Raw genomic sequence first — 23,140 nt, 5'->3', positions numbered from 1 at the left:
GGCTCGTTGCGGGGTGATGTTAAGCGACCTGCCCACGCCCGCGACCTGCTGGCGTGCAACTGCATCGAGGCGTTCGAAATGCGGAAGGTGATAGTCCCTGGGCGTATAAAGTGTGACTGCAATTCTTCCTGTCATCGCGCCCAAATTGCATCGACCAGCAGCCGAGTCCGACTGGGCTACGCGCCACGAGATGCGAGGTTACAGCCACGCCGAACCAGACCCCGGTGAGGTCCAATCACCAGGGTCTGGTCTCAGGTGGTAGCCCCTGCGAGTATAGTATCCTCATTGAAGAGCTTCCCCATTGTATCAATCAACGAGGGATCATTCAGGTCGAACAGGGATGCGTTGCCGCCGATCCACTGGAAATCATGTTTCAGGCGGGTGATCAGCCAGTCGTTTCCCTGTTTGATGAACCGGACCTCGTACCAGCCATATTGCGCATTTTCGGAGGCACCGAAATCGGTCTGCCTCCAGTGGCGAGAGGTCATGTAGACCAGCGCGTCTGCATGGTCGCCCTCCACATTGATGTCCCAGTTGGAGTAGCTGTGGTGGCGCCGGACGGGGGCCAGGATTTGGCTGGCGAACAGCGTAAACAGGTCCGGGTCGACTTGCACGATGGGCTGACCGGTGAGGCGCTGGAAATCGACGGTGATGGGGTCGGTAAAGCAGGACCGGTAGGCAGCCCAGTCGCCCGTGTCCAAGGCGCGGCCGAACCGCAGCATCACCTTCTTAACCGCTTCGCGTTCCCACAGGTTCACGACCATCTCATCCCTGGTCATATCGTTCCTCCTTGTCGTTGCTTTTTGAAATTCGGTCACCAGGCCCGCACGCCGCCATCCACGGCGATGTCGGCCCCGGTCACGTAACTGGCATCCTCGCTGGCCAGGAAGGCGGCCACGCTGGCCACCTCCTCCGGCTGGCCCATCCGGTTCAGCATGGCGCGACCCAACTGCACGCGCGACCAGTCGGGATCTTCCTTGATCATGCGCGTCTGCGTCGTCTCGATGGTGCCTGGCGACAGGCTGTTGACGCGGATGCCATGGTGGCGGCCTTCCATCGCCAGTTGCCGGGTCATGGCCAGCACTCCGCCCTTGGCCGCGCAGTGCGCCAGCCCCGGCAGCCGCTCAATCCCTACCCAGGCCGACATAGAAGCGTTGTTGACGATGGCGCCACCGCGCTTCTTCAGAGCCGGCCAGGCGGCGCGTGTCATGCGGAACACAAGGTCCAGTTCCTGGTTGATGGTTCGCGCCCATGTGGCGTCGTCCATCTCCTCGATCCAGGCGAAATAGGCCATGGCGCCATTGTTGAACAGGACGTCGATGCCGCCGTGATGCCCGATTGCGGCGGTGACGACGCGCTCGCAATCCTCTGCGCGCATCAGATCGGCCGGGCTGACGGAAATCATGCTGCCGCCTTGCGCCTGCACCTGCCGCAGGGTCTCCTCCGCGCCTTGCGGGTCGATGTCACACCCCACCACGTTGGCGCCTTCCGCCGCGAAGCGCAGGCAGGAGGCGCGTCCGATGCTGCCGCCGGAGCCCGTGATGATACAGGTTTTCCCGGCTAGCCGGCCCGTCACTGGTCGCATTGGCATCTCCATGGGGGCAGGGGGCGCCGTCACAACGGCATGAGCCCTATATTGGATGCACTTATGTCATGGTTGATACGTGAACGTCAATCTGGTTCCAGGGGTTGAGTTATGATCCGGCCATGAAACCTGCCGGAATTTTGAGAAATTTTGTTTTTTATCAGATAGATGTATGCTCATTCTGCCTTTAGGGAAGCTGATGTGTTCTGGATAATGATATTGCGTCACACCAGATGTGGATACATTATTGGAGCTGCGGGCGCGGCCGGAAATGACATCCGGATGGTGTGCCGCTGGCTCTCAAACCGCAGGCCCGGAGGGGCATATCGATGAAGAGTTTTGATGTCGTAATCGTGGGCGCCGGGCATGGCGGGGCGCAGACCGCAGCCCTGTTGCGCCAGAACGGGTTCGGGGAGAGCGTTGCGATCATCGGGGATGAACGCGAACTCCCTTATGAAAGACCACCGTTGTCGAAGGAGTATCTTTCCGGCGAGAAGGGGTTCGAGCGCATCTTGATCCGCCCCGCCGGATTCTGGCGGGAACGCTCGGTCGACATGCTGCTGGGCCGGCGGGTGGCCGCCGTCGATCCGGTCGGCCGCGCGCTGACCCTGGATGATGGCGAGGCGGTCGGCTATGGCCGCCTGGTCTGGGCGGCCGGTGGCGCTCCCCGCCGGCTTTCCTGTCCGGGGCATGAGCTGGGCGGTATCCATACCATCCGTACGCGCGCCGATATCGACCGCCTGCAAGCCGAACTGCCCGGCGTGGACCGGGTTGTCATCGTAGGTGGCGGTTATATCGGGCTGGAGGCCGCCGCCGTGCTGGTGAAGCGGGGCAAGCGCGTCACAGTGCTGGAGGCGCAGGACCGCGTCCTGGCCCGCGTCGCGGGAGAGGCGCTGTCCCGGTTCTTCGAGGCCCAGCATCGGGCCCACGGCGTCGATCTCCGCCTGAACGCCGTCCTGTCAGAACTGGAAGGCGGGGAAGGGCGGGTGACCGGCGTGCGTCTGGCCGATGGTTCACGCATTGCCTGCGACATGGTGGTGGCCGGCATCGGCATCGTGCCGGCAGTGGCCCCGCTGATCGCGGCCGGCGCGCGCGGGGGCAATGGGGTGGAGGTCGACGCTCAATGTCGCACCAGCCTGCCCGACATCTTTGCCATCGGCGATTGCGCGCTGCATGCGAACCCCTTCGCTGATGGCGCCTGGATCCGTGTGGAATCTGTGCAGAATGCCAACGACCAGGCGGCCGTGGTGGCCAGGGTGCTGACGGGTGGCGACGCCTGCTACCGGTCCGTGCCCTGGTTCTGGTCCAACCAGTACGATCTGAAATTACAGACCGTCGGCCTGTCTGCCGGGCATGACGCCACCGTCTTGCGCGGTGATCCGGCCACGGGTGGTTTCACGCTGATTTACCTGCGGCAGGGCAGGGTCATCGCTCTGGATTGCGTCAACGCCACAAGGGACTATGTCCAGGGCAAGGCCCTGGTCGTCGGGCAGTCCCTGGCGTCGCCAGCCCTTCTCGCCGATCCCGGCATCCCGCTGAAGCAACTGGCGGCCGCACCGGCGCAGGTCGCCTGACCAGCGTTCCAGCTTGGACTTGACCTGCAAAACTGGATACACTATGACTTTGCTGGGTTGAGTGCGGCTGTATGCCTATGGTCTTTGAATCGCGAGAACGAAATGAGGTCTTGTCTGGTCGGTTCCGGTAATATGGATACACTGATGCGCTAGATGCCAGGACTCACCTCAAAAGTGCGCGCTGATAGGACGTATAAGTCTCAATTCCGGGTAACCGGCTTCCAAGCAATAACACATGAAGATCTAGGGGAGGATATGAGCATGAAGAGGTTCCGCCATTGCCTGCTATTGGGGACGGCCATCGCCATCGCCCCTGTCCAGGCCCAGGAGGCGCCCGCCGGAGTTGACAGCGCGGGCAGCGCCCTGGCCGGCGAACTGGAGCTTGAGCCCATTGTCGTCACCGCGCGCAAGCGCACGGAAAACCTGCGCGACGTGCCCGTGTCGATTACCGCGCTGGGCGGCGACCTGCTGACCGAGGCCAAGATCAATCAGGTCGTGGACCTCAGTTCGCGCGTGCCGAACTTCACGGTCTCCACGGGCTCCAATCTGCCTTTCGCGCTGATCCGTGGCTTCGGCTCGGGCAACAACATCTCCTTCGATCAGGCGGTGGGCAAGTTCATCGACAACGTGTCCTATGGCCGCGACCAGGATATCCGCCTGCCCATGTTCGATGTGGAGCGAGTGGAGGTGCTGAAGGGGCCGCAGGTCCTGCTGTATGGCAACAGCGCCACGGCCGGCGCGCTGAACATCACCACGCGCAAGCCCGGTGCGGATTTCGCGGCCGACGGTTCCGTCAGCTACGAGGGCTACCATGACGAAGTGACGGCGCAGGGCGGCGTCACCATCCCGCTGACGCCCGATGTCGGCCTGCGCCTGTCCGGCTTCTTCCAGAACCGCGACAACGGCCCGACCTACAACCTACTGACCGACCGGGACGAACCGCAACTGCGCAACCACGGCCTGCGCGGCATCCTCCAGGCTGACCTCACCGACGATCTCACGGTCTCGCTGAAGGCCGAATATGGCCGCGTGAAGGAGCGCGGGGTGGGGGCCGAGGCCATCAGCCAGCCGATCTTCCCGCATCCGACCTTCGGCCGGGTCCTGATGTTCGACGATGCCCGGTTCGACGGCCGCACGGCGATCACGTCGGAGGGGGCACCCTTCTTCCAGAAGGCCTTCGTCGGCCTGGAGAACCAGACCTACCAGGCGGATATCAGCTACGACCTGGGCAAGGGCTCGCTGGATTCCACCACGGCCTTCCGGACGCTGGATTTCGCGCAGTCCCTGCCGTCGGCCTCGCCCGTGCCCGTCCTGAACGCCTTCCTGACCTACCGGTACAAGCAGTTCAGCGAGGAACTGCGCTACACGGGCAGCTTCGACAAGCTGGATGTGACGGCCGGCGGTTATTACCAGCGCGATACGTTCGACGTCTGGTCGGCCATCGATTTTAACATGAACGGGTTCGGCGGGCTCAGCGCCTTCTCGCTGAACAACAATCTCGACCAGACCACCAACAGCTATTCCCTGTTCGCTGACGTCACCTACCACTTCACCGACCGGTTCAGCCTGGAACTGGGCGCGCGGCAGAGCTGGATCGATAAGCGGGCGGATCAGTTCCTGGTGCCCGGCATGGTCGTGCCCGGCAAGACCTTCGGTAGCCGGGCCGATATCCTGTCCGTCAACCGCATGCTGGACGGGCTGTTCGTGGCACTCAACAACGGCGTGCCGCCGCATGTCTTCACCGGCCTGGAATATGATGACAGCTTCTTCCAGCCCCAGGCCGTCATCCAGTACGAGCTGACCCCCGACAGCAACCTGTTCCTCAAGTATGTGCGCGGGCAGAAGGCGGGCGGCTTCGACTACTTCTATGCCGGGGACGCGGCGGGTCCCACCCCGGCCGGCGCGCAGTTCGCGTCGGAGCGGGCGGAATCCGTGGAAGCCGGCCTGAAGGGCACCTTGCTGGACCGGCGGCTGGACTACTCGCTGGTGGCCTTCCGCACCACCTTCACCGACCTGCAGGCGTCGCAGTTCGAGACGGTCAGCTTCGTCGTCACCAATGTCGGCAAGGCGCGGACGCAGGGCCTGGAGCTTGACGTCAACTATGTCCCGATCCGGGGCATGCGGGTCAGCGGCTCCGCCGCCTATCTGGACGCCAAGTACCTGGACTATCCAGGGCAGCCCTGCACGCTGGAGCAGAAGCTGGCGCATGCGGCAGTCCATGGCACGCCCAATGGCTGCGTGCAGAGCCTGTCCGGTGCGCCCACCCAGTTCAGCTCGAAATGGACGGGGGCGCTGTCGGTCGATTACACCCATCCCGTGGGCGCGGAGACCGACATGGTCGGTGGCGTCACCCTGTTCGCCCGGTCCGGCTACAACGCCTCGCCCAACAACGAGCCGCTGCAGCGGCAGGGCGCCTATGCCAAGATCGACGCGCATGTCGGCGTGAAGCTGGGCAACGGGTCGACCACCCTGTCACTGTTCGCCAAGAACCTGACGGACAAGCGCACCCTGGAATTCGCCACCCTGTCGCCGTTCAGCGGCGATGCCCAGACCGGCGTCTATTCGCTGGGCCGGGAGATCGGCGTCCGCGTGGGGTTCGAGTTCTAAGGCGATTGGGGCCTGATGGGAATTGCCCCAGGATGGCTCCTGCGTGTCTCCCCCCGAAAATGGGGGAGACATGCGAAGCCATGCCATGAAATCCGTTCGGCCTCAGATCATCCCTCTCAGCCCTCACCGGCGTGATGGCCGATATTACCGATCCGGAAGCTCATCATGAAATCATCCCACCTGTTCCTGGCCGCGGCCCTCCTTCTGGCCCCGGCATCCGGCCGCGCCACCGAACCGGCCGTGAAGGAGCCCGCGCCGGTGGAGAACCCGGTGCTGGCCCGCTCGCGCAATGCCATGGTGCTGACGCTGCTGGGCACGGCCGGCGGCCCCCTGGCCCGGCCCGACCGGGCACAGCCCGCCAACCTGCTGCTGGTGGATGGCAGCGCGTATCTGATCGATGCGGGAGAGGGGACCGTGGGACAGCTGGCCAAGGCCGGTGTGACCACGGGCGACCTGCGCGCCGTCTTCATCACCCATCTGCACACCGACCATACGGCCGGCATTCCCGGCCTGTTGATGTTCCGGTGGAGCTACCTGATGGCTGGGATGCCCCTGCCCGCCCTGCGGCTGGTCGGCCCGCCGGGCACGGCGGAGATGACGGACGGTGCCGTCGGTTTCGCCACCTGGCCGACAGAGACGCTGCGCGCCCAGGCGCCGAAGACCCCGCCCGTGGCGGCGGTGGCGGCGGCCGTCAACGCCTTGCCGGGCGTGATCTACCAGGATGACAAGATCAAGGTCACCGCCGTGGAGAACACGCATTACGACGCGGTGGCGCTGAAGGAGGGGCCGCAGGGCCGCCATCTCTCCTTCTCCTATCGCGTGGACAGCCGGTTCGGTTCCGTCACCTTCACGGGCGACACGGGACCCGGCAAGGCCGTGTCGGACCTAGCCAGGGGAAGCGACCTACTGGTCAGCGAGATCATCGACATCCCCGCCATGGCCCGCTTCGTCGCCAGGGCTGCGTCGCTGCCGCCGGGCGCCGACAAGGGCATCATCGCGCATATGGAGCGCGAGCACCTGTCGCCCGACGCCGTGGCCCGGATCGCCCGCGACGCCGGGGTGAAGAAGGTCGTGCTGTCCCACATCGCCAACCCGGACCTGGACCCGGTCCAGACCGAAGCGCTGGGCACCGGCGTGTCGAAGGGCTTCGACGGTCCCGTCGTGGTCGGCCGGGACCTGCTGACACTCACCGTCGGGGCGGAGGACGCACCGGCCCCGTGAGGGCCGCCGCATCATCCGACATGTCATCGAAAAGGCAGGGCGTGACCCGTCGGGTCACGCCCTGCCTTTTCCGTCACTTGGACGGCCATCACAGTGCGCGCAACTGGCCGCCATTCATGATCAGGGTCTGGCCGGTCAAGAAGGCGGCATCGTCCGACGTCAGGAAGGACATCGCGCCGACCAGGTCGCCAGGCGTGGAGGGACGCTTGATGGCCTGGGCCTGGGCCGACAGGTCGAACATCTTGCCGTCTGGGAACATGGAGAAGGTGTTGGGCGTCTTGGTCAGGCCCGGCGCGATGGAATTCACCGTGATGCCGCATTCCCCCAACTCGCTGGCCAGCGCCCGCGTCAGCCCGATGACGGCCCCCTTCGAGGCGATGTAATGGGCGAAGCCGTCGATCACCAGCCCGACCGTGTCGGAGGAGATATTGACGATGCGCCCGTAGGCATTGCTCTTCATGGCCGGCACGAAGGCGCGGCAGGTCAGGAAGAAGCTTTCCACATTGACGGCCATGACCAGCCGCCATTGCGCTAGCGTGATCTGTTCCAGCGGTTCCCGCGGAGTGAAGCCGACATTGTTGATCAGGATGTCGCAGCGGCCGAACCGATCCAGCACCTGCGCCGCCAGCGCTTCCACCGCCGCCTCGTCCGTCACATCGACGCGGGCATAGTGTGCGTCGCCGGCGCCGAGATCCTTCAGCGCGGTCTCGAACCCCTGGATGTCCTGGCGGTCGACACCGACGACGGTAGCGCCCTCGGCGGCCAGGCGCTCCGCGAAGGCGCGGCCGATGCCCTGGGCCGCACCTGTGATCAGGGCGACCTTGCCCTGCTTGTTGCAATGAAGCGGTGTCACGCTGTTTCCTCCCGTCTCTTTATGTTCAAGGCTGGCGCAGGAAGGCATCGACGAAGGCCAGCAGCGCCTCGGGCTTTTCCTCGGCCGGATAGTGGCCGCAATCCTCGATGACCAGCGAAGTCACATCCTCGGCGATGCTGCGCCATTCCAGTTCGACCCCATCGCCCACGCACAGGCGCCCGGCGAAGGTCGCGACGGGAATGGTGATCTTCGGTCCGGTCCGCCACGCCTGGTTCTGCGGAATGCTGATATCCAGGGCGCGGTAGAATTCGAAACTGGCACGCAAGGCATCGGGGTCGCGCAGCAGATCGATATAGAATTCCTTTGCCGGAGCGGACAGGGCGTCCGGGCGTCCGGCCTTGGTGGCGAACTGATGGCCGAAATAGATATGCTCGCGGCCGGACACCAGCAGCTCGTTGACCCCGCGCAGCCGGTTGAAATTGAAATGCGATAGCAGGTCGCTGGGAAACCGGTCCGCCGGCAGCAGCGGCGGGGAAGCTGAGACGCCCGGTATCATGGCTTCACCCACGATCAGACGGCGCAGCCTCTCCGGCGCGCTCCGGGCCATGGCGAAACCGGTCCACATGCCGATATCGTGTCCCAGGAAATCGAATTCTCCATATCCCAGCGCATCCATCAGCGCGAACATGTCCAGCGCCTGGCTGCGGCTGTCATAGCCGTCCATCGGTCTGTCGGAAAGGTTGACCCCGCGCGGATCGGCCACCACCAGCCGCCGGTGCGCAGCCAGTGCCGGCATCAGGTGGCGCCAGGCGAACCAGCATTGCGGCCAGCCGGCCAGCATCAAAAGCGGCGGCCCATCGCCGCCCTGGACGACGTGATGGCACAGACGGCCGCTATCCACCCGGACGCTGGTGAACAGGTCGGTGAAGCCGGGCGGCAGGTCGGGAACGCCGGTGACCGTCCCCTTCCCCGTGACGGGCATGGTTTTGCCGGTCATTGAACACGCTCCTCGCCGGAACCGGGCATAAGCACCTCGAAATCATCGAAGCACTCGCCCTCGCCATAGGTGCCGCCGAACAGGGCGACGGCATCGGCTGCCAGACGGACGTCGCCGGCCAGGAGACGCATTGCGTCGTCGCTGTACCGACAGCGGAAATGCACCAGCGGTCGACGTTCCGCGCCACCCAGCCCGGCCAGCATCGTGCCCCGCAACTCCGGCGCGTCCAGCAGCAGCGAAGGTGCCGCGATGGTGACGGACAGCATGCCGAAATGGCCCGTGAAGCGTACGGCGCCCGCGAAGGACAGATCGTGCGCGCCGGCGTCCAAGGCAAAGTACAGCTGGTCGCCGTCGGCCGGCCGGACACCGTCATCCAGGCTCAGGCGGCCATCGGGCAGCCGCGCCACATAGGCGGCAAAGGATCGCTTGATCGACCAGAGAAGACCGGCCTGGGCCATGGCATGCACTCCTGTCAGATCACCGGCGTCACCAGTTCGCCCAGCGGGCCGATCTCCATCCGGATGATGTCGCCGGGCGCCAGATAGGCCTTGTCCTTGCGCCCATGGGCGACGCCGGCCGGCGTGCCGGTGCCGATGATGTCGCCGGGATAGAGCGTCATGATCCGCGACAGGTGCTCGATGCACTGGGCCACGCCGAACACCATCTGTGCCGTGGAGGAATCCTGCCGCGTCTGGCCGTTCACCGACAGGCGGATGGGCAGGTCCTGCGGATCGGGCACGAACCGGGCGGGGACCAGATAGGGGCCGACGGGCGCGAAACCGTCGAAGCCCTTGTGCATCACCCAGTCGACGCCGATGGGCGGGCGCTTCTCGATCCAGTCGCGGGCCGATACATCGTTGAAATTCAGATAGCCGGCAACGACGGACAGGGCCTCGGCGGCGGGCACGTTGGCGCATTCCACGCCGATGACCACGCCCAGTTCCGCCTCGTAATCCATCATGGCGACGCCCTGGGGCGCCTTCACGGGGGCGCCGGAGCCGCGCAGGGTGTTGTTGTGCGGCTTGATGAAGCTGAACGGGTATTTCGGCACCATCGGGATCGGCATCTCGTTGATGTGATCATGATAGTTGGCGCCGATGCAGACCAGCTTGCCGGGCACCGCCACGGGCGGCAGGAACTTCGCGTCCGTCGCCTGGATGGCGTCAGCGAAGGCATCGGCGGCCGGCAACGCGGCCTCAATGGCGGCCGACCAGCGGGGCCAGTCTGCCAGCAGCGGGCCCAGGCCGGTCAGCGGACCCGGCGCTTCGCCCAGGATGGCGGCGACGGGAACTAGCCTGCCTTCTTGCTCCACGACGGCCAGCGGTTGCCCGGCATGGGAGATCACGGCCAGGCGGTAAAAGCGGCTCATGGCATATCCACTTCGTTCGTTCGGGGCGCACGCATCCTTCCGCCCCGTTGCCGGGACGGTCGGACAGGCGCCATGCATGGGTTCAAATGGTTCAGCCGGCGGGGACGAAGCGCAGGGGCAGCCGCTCCACCGACAGGCGCGGCCAGGTATGGCGCTGGATCGGGCCGGCCAGTTCGAAGGATTTCGTGCGCTTCAGCAGTTCTTCCAGCGTCATCTTCATTTGCATGCGGCCCAATGGTGCGCCGAAGCAGGTATGCATGCCGCGTCCGAAGGCGAAATGCTGGCGGCGCGGGCGGTCCAGGATGAACTTGCCGGGGTCCTCCCAGCGGGTCGGATCCAAGTTGGCCGACCCATAGTTCAGGAAGACGGAATCCCCCTTGCGGATGGTCACGCCCGCCACCTCGACATCGCGGGTGGCCTTGCGCGGCATTTCCTGCTGCGGGGATTCCAGGCGCAGCCCTTCCTCCACCGCGTCGGGGATGCGGTCGGGATTCTCGCGCAGGAACTGCTGGATCTCCGGCTCGCGGGCCAGACGCAGGACGATGTTGCCCATGCCGCTGGCCGCCGTCGACTTGCCGGCCAGGATGATGGCCATGACCAGCTGGGTGATGGTGAAGTCATCCAGCTTCTGGCCGTTCACCTCCTCCGTCACGAAACCGCTGATCACGTCGTCGGACGGGTTGGCGCGGCGTTCGGCGATCAGGCCCTGGATATAGGGGAAGACCCGCATGACCAGTTCCTGCGGCAGGTCCTTGCCGGCCCCCACGGTGCCGGCCCCCGTGGCCTCCTCCATCTCGCGCGACCAGTCATTATAGATCGACCAGTCCTCCTTCACGCGCAGGAAGCTGCACAGGGTGCGCATGGAAATCTGGTAGGCGTATTCCTGGGAGAAATCGGCCGTGCCCCTGGCGATCATCCCGTCGATCAGGCCGACGGCCACGGGGCGCATCTTCTCTTCCATCGCCTTGATGGGGCCGGGCATGAAGAACTTGTTGATGACGCGGCGATAGCCCGTGTGTTCCGGCGGATCGACCATCAGCGGCAGGATGCGCGGCGCGCCCTCCGGCACGGTAACATTGCTGAAGGTGGCATGGTCGGTGGCCGCCCGCTCGATCTCGGCGGCGCTGAAGATGCCCCACATGTTGTTGCCGCCGCCCTTGCCCTCCATCAGGGCCACGGGCGCGCGCGACAGCAGGTCCGCATAGACGCGGCTGCCGTCCCAGTCCCGCCCGTCGGCCAGCGCCTCGAACGCCTCGGTGGGTCGCCAATTCTCAACCATGCTTTTCCTCCCGACGAAACTTGTTAAAGTGTATCCACATGTGTTTTTGACTGTCCAGGAGATTCGGCACCGCCATGCGGGACTCCCGGATCGGAATGGGGAATTGTGTATCCCGATAAGGAGAACTCATCGGGTTCCGGTTCGGCGGCAACGTCCGCCGCGGGGCACGGGCCAACGGTACTAGCGACCGGCCGCCGCCCGCAGATGCGGCAGCATGGCGCGCAGTTCCGCCACGAACAGGCCCGGCTGTTCCCAGGCCGCGAAATGCCCGCCGCGTGCCACGGTCGCGTAATAGGCCAGGCGCGTGAACCGTGCCTCCAGCCAGCGGCGGGAAGCCAGGATCGTCTCCCCGGCGAAGCCGCTATAGGCCGCAGGCAGTTCGACAGGCGGAGGCGGAGCCGGCGGCATGGCGCGGCGCAGTTCCCAATAGAGGCGGGCAGCCGAAACACCGGAATTGGTCAGCCAGTACAGCATGATCCCGTCCAGCATCCGGTCCATGGACAGGACCTTGGTGACATCGCCCTCATGGTCGCTGGTCTCGCTGAACTTCTCGTACATCAGGGCAGCCAGGCCCACGGGGCTGTCGGCCAGCATATAGCCGATGGTCTGCGGCCGTGTGCTCTGATGCTCGAAATAGCCAGACTGCTCGGCGAAGAAGCGCTGCGCCCGGGCCAACCAGGTCCGTTCCTGCGCGTCGGCCGCCGCGATCTCGGCCGGCGTGGGCTGGAAGAAGGACATGTTCAGGTGGATGCCCAGGCAGCCGGGCGGGCGCATGTGGCCGATGGCCTCCGCCACGGCGCTGCCCAGGTCGCCGCCCTGGCAGACCCAGCCCTCATAGCCCAGCCGGGCCATCAGCGTGGCGTAGGCGGCCGCGATGCGCCCGATATGCCAGCCGGTGCCCGCCGGCTTTCCGGAAAAGCCGAAGCCCGGCATGGACGGGATGACCAGATGGAAGGCCGGCGCGCCCTCGGCGCCATGGGCGGCAGGGTCCGTCAGGGGACCGATGCAGTCCAGGAATTCCAGCACCGATCCCGGCCAGCCATGGGCCAGCAGCAGCGGCGTGGCATCCGCGTCCGGCGAGCGAACATGGATGAAATGGATGTCGACGCCGTCGATCTCCGTCCGGAACTGTTCCAGTTCGTTCAGACGGGCCTCGCACCGGCGCCAGTCATAACGGGTCAGCCAGTGCAGGTGCAGGGCCTGCAGGGCGGCCAGCTTCGGCCCCTGGCTGTCGTCGGTCACCGTTTCCGGTCCGGGCCAGCGCGTGCGGCGCAGCCGGTCGCGCAGATCGTCCAGTTCTGCATCGGCGATCCGGATCTGGAAGGGACGCAGGGCGCTCATGATGCTTTCTCCAGGGGCGGTTTCCAGCGCCGCAGTTCCGTCGTCCCCTCATAGGGTTGTGGCGACGGGAAGGTGATCAGTTCGATCAGGGCACCGAACGGGGCCTTCAGGAAGCAGAAGCGGTTGCCGGGCCCGCTTTCGTTCGCGATCAGGTCCCAGGGCTGGTTCAGCAGTTCCGCGCCGGCGGCCACGGCCCGGTCGATGGCGGCCTGCATGTCGTCCACATAAAGGGCGACATGCTGCCAGCCCGTGTCGCAGCCGCGCAGGGCCGGGCGCGGCGCGGCCACCTGGTCGTACTGGAACAGCTCGATGCCGGGACCGTTGGCCATCCTGTACATGCGGATCACGGCGATGCGCAGGCCCGGCGGCCCCTGCATCATGTGTTCCACGGCCGGCCCCTCGAAGGGCGGCATGGTCCGGTTCAGCGTTTCATAGATGAACTGCGCCCCCAGCCCGTCGATCAGGAAGCGTTCGGCGCTGGCGATGTCCGGCACGGTCAGGCCGATATGGTCGATGCCGCGGATGCTGTTGGCCGTCATGTCATTCCCCTGGGTTTTCACGGGTGCGCGAACAGGGGGGCGAGGTCGATATAGATCCACAGCCGGTCGATCAAGGCCGCCTCGTTGCGGTGCAGATGGCTGGCCACTGGCAGCGGCACCTCGCGCCCGCCGGGCAGGATGTAGGTGACGGTGGCCAGTTGCACGACCCCCTCACCATCGGTGAAGCGCGCATGCGCCTCGTGCCGCATCCCGGTCAGGTGGGTCAGGAAGGCGCGCAGCCCGTCGCGTGCCTCCTCCCGCGTGGTGGCGGGGGGATTGTTGGCGAAGCGCATGTCGATACGCTCGGCGAAGGAGGCGGCCAGTGCGTCGGCATCGCAGGCGTCCGCCGTGCGGAAGAAGGCCGACACCCAATCTTCCGCGCCGGCGGGTGCCGACGCGGTGTACGTCCCGTTGGTCATGGTCCGCCCCCTTACAGCGTGCCGGCCAGCTTCATGGCGCGGACCTTGGCCAGGGTGGCGGCGACGGCGCCGATATAGTCGCCCTTCATGCTCTCGCCATGGTCGCGCTCCGCCTGCGAGCCCTCGGGGCAGCCGGGGAAGACCAGGCCGAAGGTGAAGGTCAGCAGCAGGCCGTTGTCCGACGTGCTGATGGTGTTCTCGATGAAGCCGCCGCCGTCCATGCGCTCGAAATGCACCTGGGTCGGCGCGCGGAACAGGATCTTCTCCTGCACCTGGTGTCCCTTGAAGATGACCTCGCGCAGCAGCCAGCCCTCGCCGCGCTCCAGCACCTCGCACTTGGCCATGCCGGGCACGAAGGGCAGGGCGTTCTCGGCCTTCATTTCCAGGCCGCGCCAGACCTCCTCCTGCGTCAGGATGATCTCGGCCCCTTCGGGGTTGACGGCGATGGCATGGGACAGGGTGAACATGGGCTTCCTCCTTGGATGGATTGTCTGGTTCAGGCCGGGGCCTGCTAAGCAGATTTTCCGAACGCCGCCCACAGATGGGCGGGCTCGGAAAATCTGCAAACCATGGGAGCGGCAGGTTCCTCCAGGCCGGGCCACACATGGCCCGGCCTGGAGGAACCTGCTTAGTCGGCCTTGGTCGTCAGGCCGATGCCCCAATGCGTGGCGGGCACCTCGGTCAGGATGACGCGCACGGATTTCTCCGGCACATCCAGCGCGTCCATGGCCGCCTGGGCCAGGCCCCGCATCAGGTCGCGCTTCTGCCGGTCGGTGCGCCCGGAGATGATCTGCACATTGATCAGCGGCATGGCGGCACCTCCTCAGCTGTCCGGCGCGATTGTGACGGTCAGGCCGTCCATGCCGTCGCCGAACATCACCTGGCAGGCCAGGCGGGAATTGGCCTTGCGGTTGTCGGCGCTTTCCAGCAGGTCGCTTTCCTCCTCGCCGGGACCCGGCAGCAGGGCGGCGAATTCCTCGTCCACGAAGACGTGGCAGGTGGCGCAGGACAGGCAGCCGCCGCACAGCGCCAGCAACTCGTCGATCCCGGACGCGCGGATGCTCTCCATGATGCTGACGCCGGCCTCAGCCTCGACCTGGTGAATTTGTCCGTCGCGCGTCCTGACATTCAAAACGGCCATTCGTTTCCTCCCCTTCGTGTTATTTGCCCAGGCGGCCGGCAAGTGTCGCCACATGCTGCCCCAGGAAGCGGGCGCCATCCAGGTCCGCGGCACCCGGCTGGCGGCTGCCATCGCCGTCGGCGATGGTGGAGGCGCCATAGGGCGAACCGCCCTTCACCGCCTCCAGGCCCATCTGGCCCGTGAAGGAATAGGGCAGGCCGGAGATCAGCATGCCGTGATGCAGCAGCGTGGTCAGCATGGAGAACAGGGTCGTCTCCTGCCCGCCATGCTGGGTGGCGGTGGACGTGAAGGCGGCGCCGATCTTGCCGATCAGGGCGCCCTTCATCCACAGCCCCCCGGTCTGGTCCCAGAACTGCGCCATCTGCGCCGGCATGCGGCCGAAGCGGGTGGGGGCACCCACGATGATGGCGTCATAGTCCGGCAACTCGTTGATGTCGGCGACGACCGCCGTCTGCTCCAGCTTGAAGCCGGCGCCGCGGGCGATGTCGTCCGGCACCGTCTCGGCCACGCGCCGCAGGTCGGCGACGGCGCCGGCCGCGCGGCACCCTTCCGCGACGGCGGCGGCCATCGTCTCCGTGTGGCCATAGGTGGAATAATAGAGGACGAGGACCTTGGTCATAAGGGCTCCGCTTGGATTGGGGGGGGCGGGGCGCCCGATGGGCGCGGGGATCGGTAAAAGTGGACACACTATTGATGCGCGACGAGTTCTTGTCAATAAGACTTATACGTCCTTTTCTGTAGCTGCCAGGAGAGCGGACGGCAGGCGATGCCAGCCCTTGACGTCGGCGGAGCCGCCGGTTACGTTCCGATCATGACACTCGAACCCGCCATCTTTCAGCCCATTGACAAGGCCGACAAACGCCGCACGGCGGTGGAAGTGTATGAAAGTTTGCGGGAATTGATTCTGTCCGGCGACGTGAAGCCCGGTACCATCCTGTCCCAGGTGGAGGTGGCGCGGGTCTTCGATGTCAGCCGCACGCCCGTGCGCGAGGCGATGCGCATGCTTCAGGAGGGCGGGCTGCTGGTGGGGGAACCCAACCACCGCAGTCGGGTGGTCGGCTTCGACCCCAAGGATATCGAAGCGCTCTATATGAAGCGTGTCCTGCTGGAGGCGTTGGGCGTGGCCATCACCACCCGGCGCATGACGCCGCCGCTGATGGTCCGGCTGGAGGAGACGATCCGCGGGCTGGAGAGCGAGGAGAGTCACCGCGATTTCGAATGCTGGCGCACGCTGCACCGCCGTCTGCACCAGCTGATCGTGTCGGAATCCGGTTCCTCCATGACGGAGGATCTGGCCGGGCTGGAATTGCGGTCGGCCCGCTACCAGTCCGCCAACAAGGGGGCGCATCTGCCCGGCTGGTGGCAGCGCGGGGAGGCTGAACATCGCAGCCTGTTCGATGCCATCGCCAAGGGCGATGCGGCGCTGGCCGGCGAGCTGGCGGCGCGACACTTGGCGCGCACGGCGCTGGAACTGCTGGCGGCGCTGGCGCCGGAATATGACACGGCCCGCCTGCGCGACAGCCTGCATTTCGCCATCGCCGGCGCGCGCGGCGTCGCGGTGGCCGACGGGCGGCGTTGACGCGCGCCTGACGGTGGGCTGTGCGTCCCACGGGTGCCGTCCATGGCCGCACCCGCTTCCCTGCTTGCGCCTTTCACCCCGCTGTGGGGCATGGGCACCTTCTTCCCGGCTTTCTCCACCGTCACCCCGGCGAAGGCCGGGGTCCAGGCGTAGAGCGGCGTCAGCCGCAACATGACCCATATCGGCGCTGATCGCGCCTTATGCTGGGCCCCGGCCTTCGCCGGGGTGACGGTAGTAAGAGCGGAATTGGTCTGCTCAATCACTTAACTTAGCGCGTGTGGGCCTTCGCCGGGGTGACGGTTGGAGAAGCTGAAATCTGGTGCCCATGGCCTCCCGCCGGCCCTTCGCCGGGATGAAGGGGAGGGGCAGTCGCCCCCATTACCTCCATCCCATCACGCCCTTCATAAGTGCGTACACTTTCAGCTTGCGTCACGCCGTAATGGGACGTATACATCCCAATAGGCCCTGTCATAGGAAAGATGTTTCGATGGCCTTTTCCAGTGAGACCCGGCATTTGCGGAACTATGTCGGCGGCCGCTTCGTGGATGGCGGCCGACCCTTCGATGTGGTCGATCCCGCGACCGGTAAAGTGCATGCAATTGCCTATGAGGCGAACCGCCCCATCGTCGATGCCGCCGTGGCCGCCGCGCGCCGGGCGGTGGAGGGGGAATGGGGGCGGATGACGCTGGCGCGGCGGCGTTCCATGCTGGTCGCCGTGGCCGAGGGGATCGAGAAGCGGTTCGACGATTTCCTGGCGGCCGAAATCGCCGACACAGGCAAGCCGCACGGCCTGGCCCATCACCTGGATATTCCCCGGGGTGCTGCCAATTTCCGCGTCTTCGCCGATGTCATCGCCAACCTGCCCGCCGAAAGCTTCGAGATGGACACCCCGGACGGGGGCAGGGCGCTAAACTATGCGGTACGCCGGCCGCTGGGTGTGGTGGGTGTGATCTCCCCCTGGAACCTGCCGCTGCTGCTGATGACCTGGAAGGTGGCGCCGGCCCTGGCCTGCGGCAATGCCGTGGTGGTGAAGCCGTCGGAGGAGACGCCGTCCACCACCACCCTGCTGGGCGAGGTGATGAGCGCGGTCGGTATGCCCGATGGCGTGTTCAACGTCATCCACGGCTTCGGCCCCGACAGCGCCGGGGAGTTCCTGACCAGCCATCCCGGCGTGCGCGCCATCACCTTTACGGGGGAGACGCGCACCGGTGCCGCCATCATGCGCGCGGCGGCCCCCACGGTGAAGGCGCTGTCCTTCGAACTGGGGGGCAAGAACCCGGCCGTCGTCTTCGCCGACGCCGACCTGGACGCGGCCGTGGCCGGCCTGTCGCGGGCGGTCTTCCTGAACACGGGCCAGATCTGCCTGGCGCCGGAGCGGATTTATGTGGAGCGGCCGGTGTTCGATGCCTTCGTGCGTGGCATGAAGGCCCGGGCCGAGGCGCTGAAGCCCGGCCTGCCGGAGGAGGCGGGTGTCGATTTCGGGCCGCTCATCTCCGATGAGCATCGCCAGAAGGTGCTAGGCTATTACCGCATGGCCGTGGAGGATGGGGCGCAGGTGGTGACCGGCGGCGGCATCCCGGCCCTGTCGGGAGAGGCGGCGGGCGGCTTCTTCGTGGAGCCCACCTTGTGGACCGGCCTGGCCCATGACGCCCGCGTCTGCCGGGAGGAGTTGTTCGGCCCCTGCGCCGCCATCATCCCCTTCGACAGCGAGGAGGAGGCGGTGCGCATGGCCAACGATACCGAATACGGGCTGGCGGCGTCCATCTGGACCACGAACCTGTCGCGCGGCCACCGCGTGGCGGCCGCCATGGAAGTGGGCATCTGCTGGGTCAACAGCTGGTTCCTGCGCGACTTGAGGACGGCCTTCGGCGGCGCCAAACTGTCGGGCGTGGGCCGGGAAGGGGGCGTGCATTCCGTCAACTTCTATTCGGAGCCGACCAATATCTGCATCCGGCTGTAATACCTGATCCCGGTGAGTGGAATTTACCGGGATCAGGTTCGGCGGCGACTGCCGCCGCTCGGCACAGGCCGCGTATCCAAAGCCCACGGATGTGGGCACCGGCGATTGAGGCCCGGGGATCGGTTGCGATCGCCGGGACATGGCATAAGGCCGCAACCGAGGGAGGACATGAGAATGACGGAAATAGCCGAGGCCAGCCGCGAAAAGGTGGAACCGGTCCTGAACACCCGCTTCTATTCGCACGCGACGCTGGAATGCAAGGACATCAAGCGCACCCGCCAGTTCTTCGAGGAATTCTTAGGCTTCGAGACGGTGCAGATGGCCAACGTCTCCTTCTGGGCGCGCCTGGGCGGGGACCAGATCATCGTAGTCGTCCAGGGGCCGCGCAAGGCCGAGGGCGAGATGCCGTTCCTGAACCATAATGGCCTGGACGTGCCCACGGACGCGGACGTGGACCGGTCCTGGGAACTGGTGAAGGCCAATGCTGAGAAATGGGGCCTGCACAAGATCACCAAGCCCGTGGTCCAGCATGGCACCTACTGCTTCTATTTCTGGGACCTGGACGACAATGCCTGGGAGATCCTGTCCAACCCCAAGGGTGGCTATTCCTGGGGCTTCGAGATGGGCGACCAGGAAGGGGCCGGCCATATGAGCCGCAAGTTCCAGCGCCCCAAGACCGGCGCCGGTGCCGGCCCGGACGGGGAGGCTTGAGATGGGTGCCGACCTTCACGACATAAGCTATGTCCGCATCGGCGTGTCGGACCTGGACGAGAGCGTCGAGTTCGCCACGCGCATCCTGGGCCTGGAACTGGTGGACCGGGACGCCACCTGCGCCTATCTGCGCGGGGACAACCGCGACCACAACCTTGTCTATACGAAGGGGGTGAATTCCGGCCATGTGCTGGGGTTCGAGGTCAAGAGCATGGAGGCGCTGGAAACCGCCGCCGTGATGTTCGAGCAGGCTGGCGTCACGGTTCGCCACGGTACGTCGGAGGAGCGCGAGCAGCGCCGCGTCGGCGGCCTGATCACCATCCAGGACCCGACCGGCAACAATATCGACCTGGTAGCCCGCCCGGCGGCCAGCGGCCGGCGCTATTTTCCCACCCGCGATGCCGGTATCACGGATTTCAGCCATGTCGGCCTGCGCACGTCCGACCCGCGCCAGGACGAGGCATTCTACACCAGGCTGATGAGCGCCAAGGTCAGCGACTGGATCGGGGATGCGGCCTTGCTACGCATCGACGAGGTCCATCATAAGATTGCCCTGTTCCCGTCCACCTATGCCGGCGTCCAGCACATCAATTTCCAGACTGAGAGCCATGACGACATCATGCGCTCCTGGTACTTCCTGCGGGACAACAATGTTCGCATCGCCTTCGGCCCCGGCCGGCACCCCACCTCGGGCGCGCGGTTCCTGTATTTCTACGGGCCGGACGGCATGGTCTATGAATATTCCACCGGCGTGCGCCTGATCACGGCGGAGGACGAGAAGACCTATGTCCCCCGGCAATTCCCCAAGGCCAAGGCCAGCTTCTGCAGCTGGGGCTCCGTCCCCGACATCAGCGAGTTCAGCGCGGTGGTGAAGGCGGGGGAGAAGGCGGCACCCCATGCCGCCTGACAACGCCCTGGCCGTGCGGCTGGCCGCGCGGGCGCTGGGGCGGCACGGGCTGGCCCATGCCTATGGCCATGTCAGCGCCCGTGTCGATGGTGGCCATTTCCTGGTGTCGCCGCCGCAGCCGCTGGGCAGCGTGGCGGTGGGCGATCCCGGCGTGGCGGTGCCGCTGGACGGTCCGCTGCCGTCCCGCGCGCTGCCGGAGGTGCGCATGCACCGTGCCATCTACCGGCGACGGCCCGATGTCGGCGGCATCTGCCGGTTCCAGTCGCCGGCCCTGATGGCGCTGTCGGCCTTGGGCCGGACGCCGCGCGTCCTGCACGGGCTGGGCGCCTATTTCTCGCCGTGTCCGCCCCTGTGGCCCGGCACCGCTCTGGTCCGCGACGATGACAGCGCCGGGGCCGTGGCCGGGATGCTGGGACCGGGGCGGGCCATCGTGCTGCGGGGCAATGGCGCCGTCACCGCCGGCGCCTCGCTGATGGAGGCGGCCTGCCTGGCCTTCTTCCTGGAGGATGCCGCCCGCCTGGAGATCGCGCTGCTGCCGGCTGCCGCCGGCGGGGCGGAGCCCATCCCCTATACGGCCGACGAGGCGGCGCAGCGCGCCGTGGGGACCGGCGGCCTGTTCGAACGCATGTGGCACTTCCTGTGCGCCGGAGATTCCGAATGGCAATTGCAGAACTGAACCGCGCGATGAGCGATGTCGCGCGCGACGAACAGGCGGCCGCCCTGCGGCGCTGCCACGAGACGGGGGCGCCCATGCCGGCGCTGCGCCGGGCCTTTCCCGACGCCACCATCGACGACGCCTATGCGATCCAGGCGGCCAACACCGCCTGGTGGGAACGGCAGGGCCGCCGCGTGGTGGGGGCCAAGATCGGCCTGACCGCGCGCAGCGTGCAGCGGCAGCTGGGCGTGGACCAGCCGGATTTCGGCCATCTGTTCGCCGACATGGAGGTGGAGGATGGTGCCGTCGTACCGGCAGGCCAGCTGATCCAGCCCAAGGTGGAGGCGGAGATCGCCTTCGTGCTGGACCGGCCGGTGGACACCGCCCGGCTGACGGCTGCGGAACTGATCGGCTGCGTGGCCCATGTGCTGCCGGCGATCGAGATCGTGGACAGCCGCATCGCCAGCTGGGACATCGGCATCGTCGACACCGTGGCCGACAACGCGTCTTCCGGCCTGTTCGTGCTGGGCACCCGGCCCGTGCCGCTGGCGGCGGTCGACCTGCGGCTGTGCGGCATGGTGCTGGAGAGGAATGGCGATCAGGTCTCCTTCGGGGCCGGTGCCGCCTGCCTCGGCAACCCGCTGCACGCGCTGGCCTGGCTGGCGCGGCGCATGGCGGCCCTGGGCCGTCCCCTCAACGAAGGGGATGTGGTGCTGGCTGGCGCCCTGGGGCCCATGGTGGCGGTGGAGCCGGGCGACTTCGTGGAGGCGCGGATCGAGGGGTTCGATCCCGTCCGTGTTTCCTTCGCCGAAAATACCAAGTCCTGATGAGTGGTACTCATCGGGACCTGGTTCGGCGGCGACTGCCGCCGCGCGCCTCGTGGAGCGTAGCCAAGCCACCGGATGGTGGCGCCGGCGATTGAGGCCGGTGATCGGTTCCGATCACCGGGACCTGGGAATAATCCGGGAACAAAAAGGGGTTCGACCTTGTCCGACCTGATGGAAATCGCCGCGCGGCTGGATGCCGCCATGTTCAACGCCACCGCCACGCCGCAACTGGGCGATACGCTGTCGGTGGCGGATGCCTATCGCGTGCAGGAAGCGTCCATGGCGCGCCGCTATGCCCGCGGCGAGCGCCGCGTGGGCATCAAGATGGGCTTCACCAGCCGCGCCAAGATGGCCCAGATGGGTGTCGACGCGATGATCTGGGGCCGGCTGACCGACGCCATGCTGGTGGAGGATGGCGGGGCCGTCCGCTTCTCCGCCTATGTCCACCCGAGGGTAGAACCGGAGATTGCGTTCCTGCTGAAGGCGCCCCTGCCGCGCACCGTGACGCCGGCCGGCGCCCTGGCGGCGGTGGGCGGCGTGGCGGCGGCGCTTGAGATCATCGACAGCCGGTATGAGAATTTCAAGTTCTCCCTGACCGACGTCATCGCCGACAACAGTTCCTCGTCGGGCTTCGTCATCGGTCCCTGGGCCGATCCCGCCATCGACCTGTCGAACCTGGGCATGATCATGGAGATCGACGGTCAGCCCCGGCAGATCGGGTCTTCCGCCGCCATCCTGGGCAACCCGCTGCGCTCGCTGGTGGCGGCCGCCCGGCTGGCCCATGACGCGGGGGAATCGCTGGGGGCCGGCGACATCGTGATGGCCGGCGGGGCGACGGCGGCGGAGCACCTGTCCGTTGGCAACCATGTCCGGCTGGTGGTCAGCCGGCTGGGCAGGGTGGAATTCCGGGTCGGATGATCGCCTTGTTGGATTTCCCGGTCCGGCCCCGGTAAGGTACGGGCGCATGTCTCCAGGGACGGACGAGGAGCACGTGGACAAGATCGAGTTCAGGAGAAGATTGCAGATGTTTTCGCTCCTGGAGGCACCCGGCCATCTGTTGCGGCGCAATCACCAGCGCTCGTACGAGATTTTTGTGCGCGTCGTGGGCGACGATGTTACGCGCCAGCAAATTGCCCTGCTGGTGGCTCTGGCCAAACAGCAGGGTGCCTCCCAGAGCGACCTGGTGGAGGCAACGGGCATCGATAAGAGCACGATGAAGGAGATGATCGGGCGCATGGTGTCACGCGGCTGGGTGGAGCGCGAGCGCGACCCGCAGGACAACCGCGCGTGGGTGATGAAGATTACCGAGGGGGGCTGCGTCCTCCTGGCCGAGCGTCTGCCCAGGGTAGAGGAGGCCCAGCGCCAGATCATCGCCCCGCTGTCCCCGGTCGATCGCGAGATCTTCCTGCGCTGCCTTCGCCTCATGGCTGGGATTGACGCGGATCCGGGTCAGGATGTCTCCGAGGACGGAAGCATCTGATGTCGCCATTGTGTCAGCCATCAGCTTTTGCTGGACAGAGATTTGCCTCTTGATACGCTAGTCCGGTTGGCTGTGGCTGAACGGGAAGGCGCTTTGGACGCCGCACAGGCGGTATTCGCCGCTACCCCCCGCGAC

General features: G+C 66.3%; 25 protein-coding genes. 11 read left to right on the top strand and 14 right to left on the bottom strand.

Features of this window, described 5'->3' with window-relative positions; genetic code table 11:
- Positions 1–251: 251 nt before the first annotated feature.
- Entirely contained in the window at positions 252–779 is a 528-nt protein-coding gene (locus ABC728_RS08685) for a nuclear transport factor 2 family protein (RefSeq protein ID WP_416621879.1), read from the bottom strand.
- A 35-nt stretch (positions 780–814) separates the two neighbouring features.
- Positions 815–1,585, bottom strand: a complete 771-nt coding sequence (locus ABC728_RS08680) for an SDR family NAD(P)-dependent oxidoreductase (protein ID WP_416621880.1) — start codon at positions 1,583–1,585, stop codon at positions 815–817.
- A 329-nt stretch (positions 1,586–1,914) separates the two neighbouring features.
- Here ABC728_RS08680 and ABC728_RS08675 point away from each other — a divergent pair, with 329 nt between their 5' ends.
- The 3 genes from ABC728_RS08675 (at position 1,915) to ABC728_RS08665 (ending at position 6,987) form a co-directional block, all read left to right on the top strand.
- On the top strand, positions 1,915–3,159 hold the full coding sequence (locus ABC728_RS08675) for an NAD(P)/FAD-dependent oxidoreductase (RefSeq protein WP_416621881.1): 1,245 nt from the start codon (positions 1,915–1,917) through the stop codon (positions 3,157–3,159).
- Between the two features lie 261 nt (positions 3,160–3,420).
- Complete coding sequence (locus ABC728_RS08670) at positions 3,421–5,766, top strand: TonB-dependent receptor (RefSeq protein WP_416621882.1); 2,346 nt, start codon at positions 3,421–3,423, stop codon at positions 5,764–5,766.
- A gap of 165 nt (positions 5,767–5,931) precedes the next feature.
- The gene (locus tag ABC728_RS08665) at positions 5,932–6,987 is read left to right on the top strand and encodes an MBL fold metallo-hydrolase (RefSeq protein WP_416621883.1); all 1,056 of its coding nucleotides are present in this window, start codon (positions 5,932–5,934) and stop codon (positions 6,985–6,987) included.
- Between the two features lie 88 nt (positions 6,988–7,075).
- On the opposite strand, the gene ABC728_RS08660 is transcribed toward ABC728_RS08665, so the two are convergent.
- From ABC728_RS08660 to wrbA, 12 genes are all read right to left on the bottom strand, one after another.
- Positions 7,076–7,840 carry an SDR family NAD(P)-dependent oxidoreductase gene (locus ABC728_RS08660; protein ID WP_416621884.1) on the bottom strand — a complete coding sequence of 255 codons (765 nt, stop codon included), beginning with the start codon at positions 7,838–7,840 and terminating at the stop codon, positions 7,076–7,078.
- Between the two features lie 25 nt (positions 7,841–7,865).
- Positions 7,866–8,798 (bottom strand): alpha/beta fold hydrolase, encoded by a 933-nt coding sequence (locus tag ABC728_RS08655; RefSeq protein WP_416621885.1) that lies wholly within the window; start codon positions 8,796–8,798, stop codon positions 7,866–7,868.
- Complete coding sequence (locus tag ABC728_RS08650) at positions 8,795–9,256, bottom strand: HtaA domain-containing protein (protein WP_416621886.1); 462 nt, start codon at positions 9,254–9,256, stop codon at positions 8,795–8,797. Before ABC728_RS08650 ends, ABC728_RS08655 begins: the two co-directional genes overlap by 4 nt.
- Positions 9,257–9,270: 14 nt before the next feature.
- Entirely contained in the window at positions 9,271–10,167 is an 897-nt protein-coding gene (locus ABC728_RS08645) for a fumarylacetoacetate hydrolase family protein (protein WP_416621887.1), read from the bottom strand.
- A 91-nt stretch (positions 10,168–10,258) separates the two neighbouring features.
- Positions 10,259–11,446, bottom strand: a complete 1,188-nt coding sequence (locus tag ABC728_RS08640; protein WP_416621888.1) for a cytochrome P450 — start codon at positions 11,444–11,446, stop codon at positions 10,259–10,261.
- Positions 11,447–11,626: 180 nt separating this feature from the next.
- Positions 11,627–12,790, bottom strand: a complete 1,164-nt coding sequence (locus ABC728_RS08635; RefSeq protein WP_445376403.1) for an epoxide hydrolase family protein — start codon at positions 12,788–12,790, stop codon at positions 11,627–11,629.
- Complete coding sequence (locus tag ABC728_RS08630; RefSeq protein ID WP_416621890.1) at positions 12,784–13,326, bottom strand: VOC family protein; 543 nt, start codon at positions 13,324–13,326, stop codon at positions 12,784–12,786. Before ABC728_RS08630 ends, ABC728_RS08635 begins: the two co-directional genes overlap by 7 nt.
- Before the next feature lie 17 nt (positions 13,327–13,343).
- Complete coding sequence (locus tag ABC728_RS08625; RefSeq protein WP_416621891.1) at positions 13,344–13,745, bottom strand: nuclear transport factor 2 family protein; 402 nt, start codon at positions 13,743–13,745, stop codon at positions 13,344–13,346.
- Positions 13,746–13,756: 11 nt separating this feature from the next.
- Positions 13,757–14,212, bottom strand: a complete 456-nt coding sequence (locus ABC728_RS08620; RefSeq protein ID WP_416621892.1) for an SRPBCC family protein — start codon at positions 14,210–14,212, stop codon at positions 13,757–13,759.
- 161 nt (positions 14,213–14,373) lie between these two features.
- Complete coding sequence (locus ABC728_RS08615; RefSeq protein ID WP_416621893.1) at positions 14,374–14,556, bottom strand: tautomerase family protein; 183 nt, start codon at positions 14,554–14,556, stop codon at positions 14,374–14,376.
- A gap of 12 nt (positions 14,557–14,568) precedes the next feature.
- On the bottom strand, positions 14,569–14,886 hold the full coding sequence (locus ABC728_RS08610; RefSeq protein WP_292905342.1) for a 2Fe-2S iron-sulfur cluster-binding protein: 318 nt from the start codon (positions 14,884–14,886) through the stop codon (positions 14,569–14,571).
- A 19-nt stretch (positions 14,887–14,905) separates the two neighbouring features.
- Positions 14,906–15,505 carry an NAD(P)H:quinone oxidoreductase gene (wrbA, locus tag ABC728_RS08605; RefSeq protein ID WP_416621894.1) on the bottom strand — a complete coding sequence of 200 codons (600 nt, stop codon included), beginning with the start codon at positions 15,503–15,505 and terminating at the stop codon, positions 14,906–14,908.
- Between the two features lie 192 nt (positions 15,506–15,697).
- Between wrbA and ABC728_RS08600 the strand changes: the two genes are divergently transcribed.
- The 8 genes from ABC728_RS08600 (at position 15,698) to ABC728_RS08565 (ending at position 23,005) form a co-directional block, all read left to right on the top strand.
- Positions 15,698–16,465 (top strand): GntR family transcriptional regulator, encoded by a 768-nt coding sequence (locus ABC728_RS08600; protein WP_445376348.1) that lies wholly within the window; start codon positions 15,698–15,700, stop codon positions 16,463–16,465.
- Between the two features lie 487 nt (positions 16,466–16,952).
- Entirely contained in the window at positions 16,953–18,425 is a 1,473-nt protein-coding gene (locus ABC728_RS08595) for a 2-hydroxymuconic semialdehyde dehydrogenase (protein ID WP_416621896.1), read from the top strand.
- 174 nt (positions 18,426–18,599) lie between these two features.
- Complete coding sequence (locus ABC728_RS08590) at positions 18,600–19,136, top strand: VOC family protein (protein ID WP_416621897.1); 537 nt, start codon at positions 18,600–18,602, stop codon at positions 19,134–19,136.
- A gap of 1 nt (position 19,137) precedes the next feature.
- A complete protein-coding gene (locus ABC728_RS08585) occupies positions 19,138–20,043 on the top strand; it encodes a VOC family protein (protein ID WP_416621898.1) in 906 nt (301 codons plus the stop codon).
- The gene (locus ABC728_RS08580) at positions 20,033–20,719 is read left to right on the top strand and encodes a class II aldolase/adducin family protein (RefSeq protein WP_292905334.1); all 687 of its coding nucleotides are present in this window, start codon (positions 20,033–20,035) and stop codon (positions 20,717–20,719) included. The genes ABC728_RS08585 and ABC728_RS08580 overlap by 11 nt, the downstream gene beginning before the upstream one ends.
- 8 nt (positions 20,720–20,727) lie before the next feature.
- Positions 20,728–21,525: a 2-keto-4-pentenoate hydratase gene (locus tag ABC728_RS08575; protein WP_445376402.1), complete on the top strand. Its 798-nt coding sequence runs from the start codon at positions 20,728–20,730 to the stop codon at positions 21,523–21,525.
- A gap of 159 nt (positions 21,526–21,684) precedes the next feature.
- Positions 21,685–22,443: a 2-keto-4-pentenoate hydratase gene (locus tag ABC728_RS08570; RefSeq protein WP_416621900.1), complete on the top strand. Its 759-nt coding sequence runs from the start codon at positions 21,685–21,687 to the stop codon at positions 22,441–22,443.
- Between the two features lie 73 nt (positions 22,444–22,516).
- Positions 22,517–23,005 (top strand): MarR family winged helix-turn-helix transcriptional regulator, encoded by a 489-nt coding sequence (locus ABC728_RS08565; RefSeq protein WP_416621901.1) that lies wholly within the window; start codon positions 22,517–22,519, stop codon positions 23,003–23,005.
- Positions 23,006–23,140: the final 135 nt, after the last annotated feature.

The organism is Niveispirillum fermenti (assembly GCF_052474395.1).
Note: the sequence above shows the minus strand (reverse complement) of the source record. Positions and strands in the feature narration are given on the sequence as shown.

Excerpts from the sequence above, each read along its gene's own strand:
- ABC728_RS08650 (WP_416621886.1), bottom strand. The coding sequence starts at position 9,256 with ATGGCCCAGGCCGGTCTTCTCTGGTCGATCAAGCGATCCTTTGCCGCC.
- ABC728_RS08655 (WP_416621885.1), bottom strand. The coding sequence starts at position 8,798 with ATGACCGGCAAAACCATGCCCGTCACGGGGAAGGGGACGGTCACCGGC.
- ABC728_RS08685 (WP_416621879.1), bottom strand. The coding sequence starts at position 779 with ATGACCAGGGATGAGATGGTCGTGAACCTGTGGGAACGCGAAGCGGTT.
- ABC728_RS08590 (WP_416621897.1), top strand. The coding sequence starts at position 18,600 with ATGACGGAAATAGCCGAGGCCAGCCGCGAAAAGGTGGAACCGGTCCTG.
- ABC728_RS08585 (WP_416621898.1), top strand. The coding sequence starts at position 19,138 with ATGGGTGCCGACCTTCACGACATAAGCTATGTCCGCATCGGCGTGTCG.
- ABC728_RS08640 (WP_416621888.1), bottom strand. The coding sequence starts at position 11,446 with ATGGTTGAGAATTGGCGACCCACCGAGGCGTTCGAGGCGCTGGCCGAC.
- ABC728_RS08620 (WP_416621892.1), bottom strand. The coding sequence starts at position 14,212 with ATGTTCACCCTGTCCCATGCCATCGCCGTCAACCCCGAAGGGGCCGAG.
- ABC728_RS08665 (WP_416621883.1), top strand. The coding sequence starts at position 5,932 with ATGAAATCATCCCACCTGTTCCTGGCCGCGGCCCTCCTTCTGGCCCCG.
- ABC728_RS08645 (WP_416621887.1), bottom strand. The coding sequence starts at position 10,167 with ATGAGCCGCTTTTACCGCCTGGCCGTGATCTCCCATGCCGGGCAACCG.
- ABC728_RS08595 (WP_416621896.1), top strand. The coding sequence starts at position 16,953 with ATGGCCTTTTCCAGTGAGACCCGGCATTTGCGGAACTATGTCGGCGGC.
- ABC728_RS08680 (WP_416621880.1), bottom strand. The coding sequence starts at position 1,585 with ATGCGACCAGTGACGGGCCGGCTAGCCGGGAAAACCTGTATCATCACG.
- ABC728_RS08630 (WP_416621890.1), bottom strand. The coding sequence starts at position 13,326 with ATGACGGCCAACAGCATCCGCGGCATCGACCATATCGGCCTGACCGTG.
- ABC728_RS08670 (WP_416621882.1), top strand. The coding sequence starts at position 3,421 with ATGAAGAGGTTCCGCCATTGCCTGCTATTGGGGACGGCCATCGCCATC.
- ABC728_RS08575 (WP_445376402.1), top strand. The coding sequence starts at position 20,728 with ATGAGCGATGTCGCGCGCGACGAACAGGCGGCCGCCCTGCGGCGCTGC.
- ABC728_RS08580 (WP_292905334.1), top strand. The coding sequence starts at position 20,033 with ATGCCGCCTGACAACGCCCTGGCCGTGCGGCTGGCCGCGCGGGCGCTG.
- ABC728_RS08615 (WP_416621893.1), bottom strand. The coding sequence starts at position 14,556 with ATGCCGCTGATCAATGTGCAGATCATCTCCGGGCGCACCGACCGGCAG.
- ABC728_RS08600 (WP_445376348.1), top strand. The coding sequence starts at position 15,698 with ATGACACTCGAACCCGCCATCTTTCAGCCCATTGACAAGGCCGACAAA.
- wrbA (WP_416621894.1), bottom strand. The coding sequence starts at position 15,505 with ATGACCAAGGTCCTCGTCCTCTATTATTCCACCTATGGCCACACGGAG.
- ABC728_RS08610 (WP_292905342.1), bottom strand. The coding sequence starts at position 14,886 with ATGGCCGTTTTGAATGTCAGGACGCGCGACGGACAAATTCACCAGGTC.
- ABC728_RS08625 (WP_416621891.1), bottom strand. The coding sequence starts at position 13,745 with ATGACCAACGGGACGTACACCGCGTCGGCACCCGCCGGCGCGGAAGAT.
- ABC728_RS08675 (WP_416621881.1), top strand. The coding sequence starts at position 1,915 with ATGAAGAGTTTTGATGTCGTAATCGTGGGCGCCGGGCATGGCGGGGCG.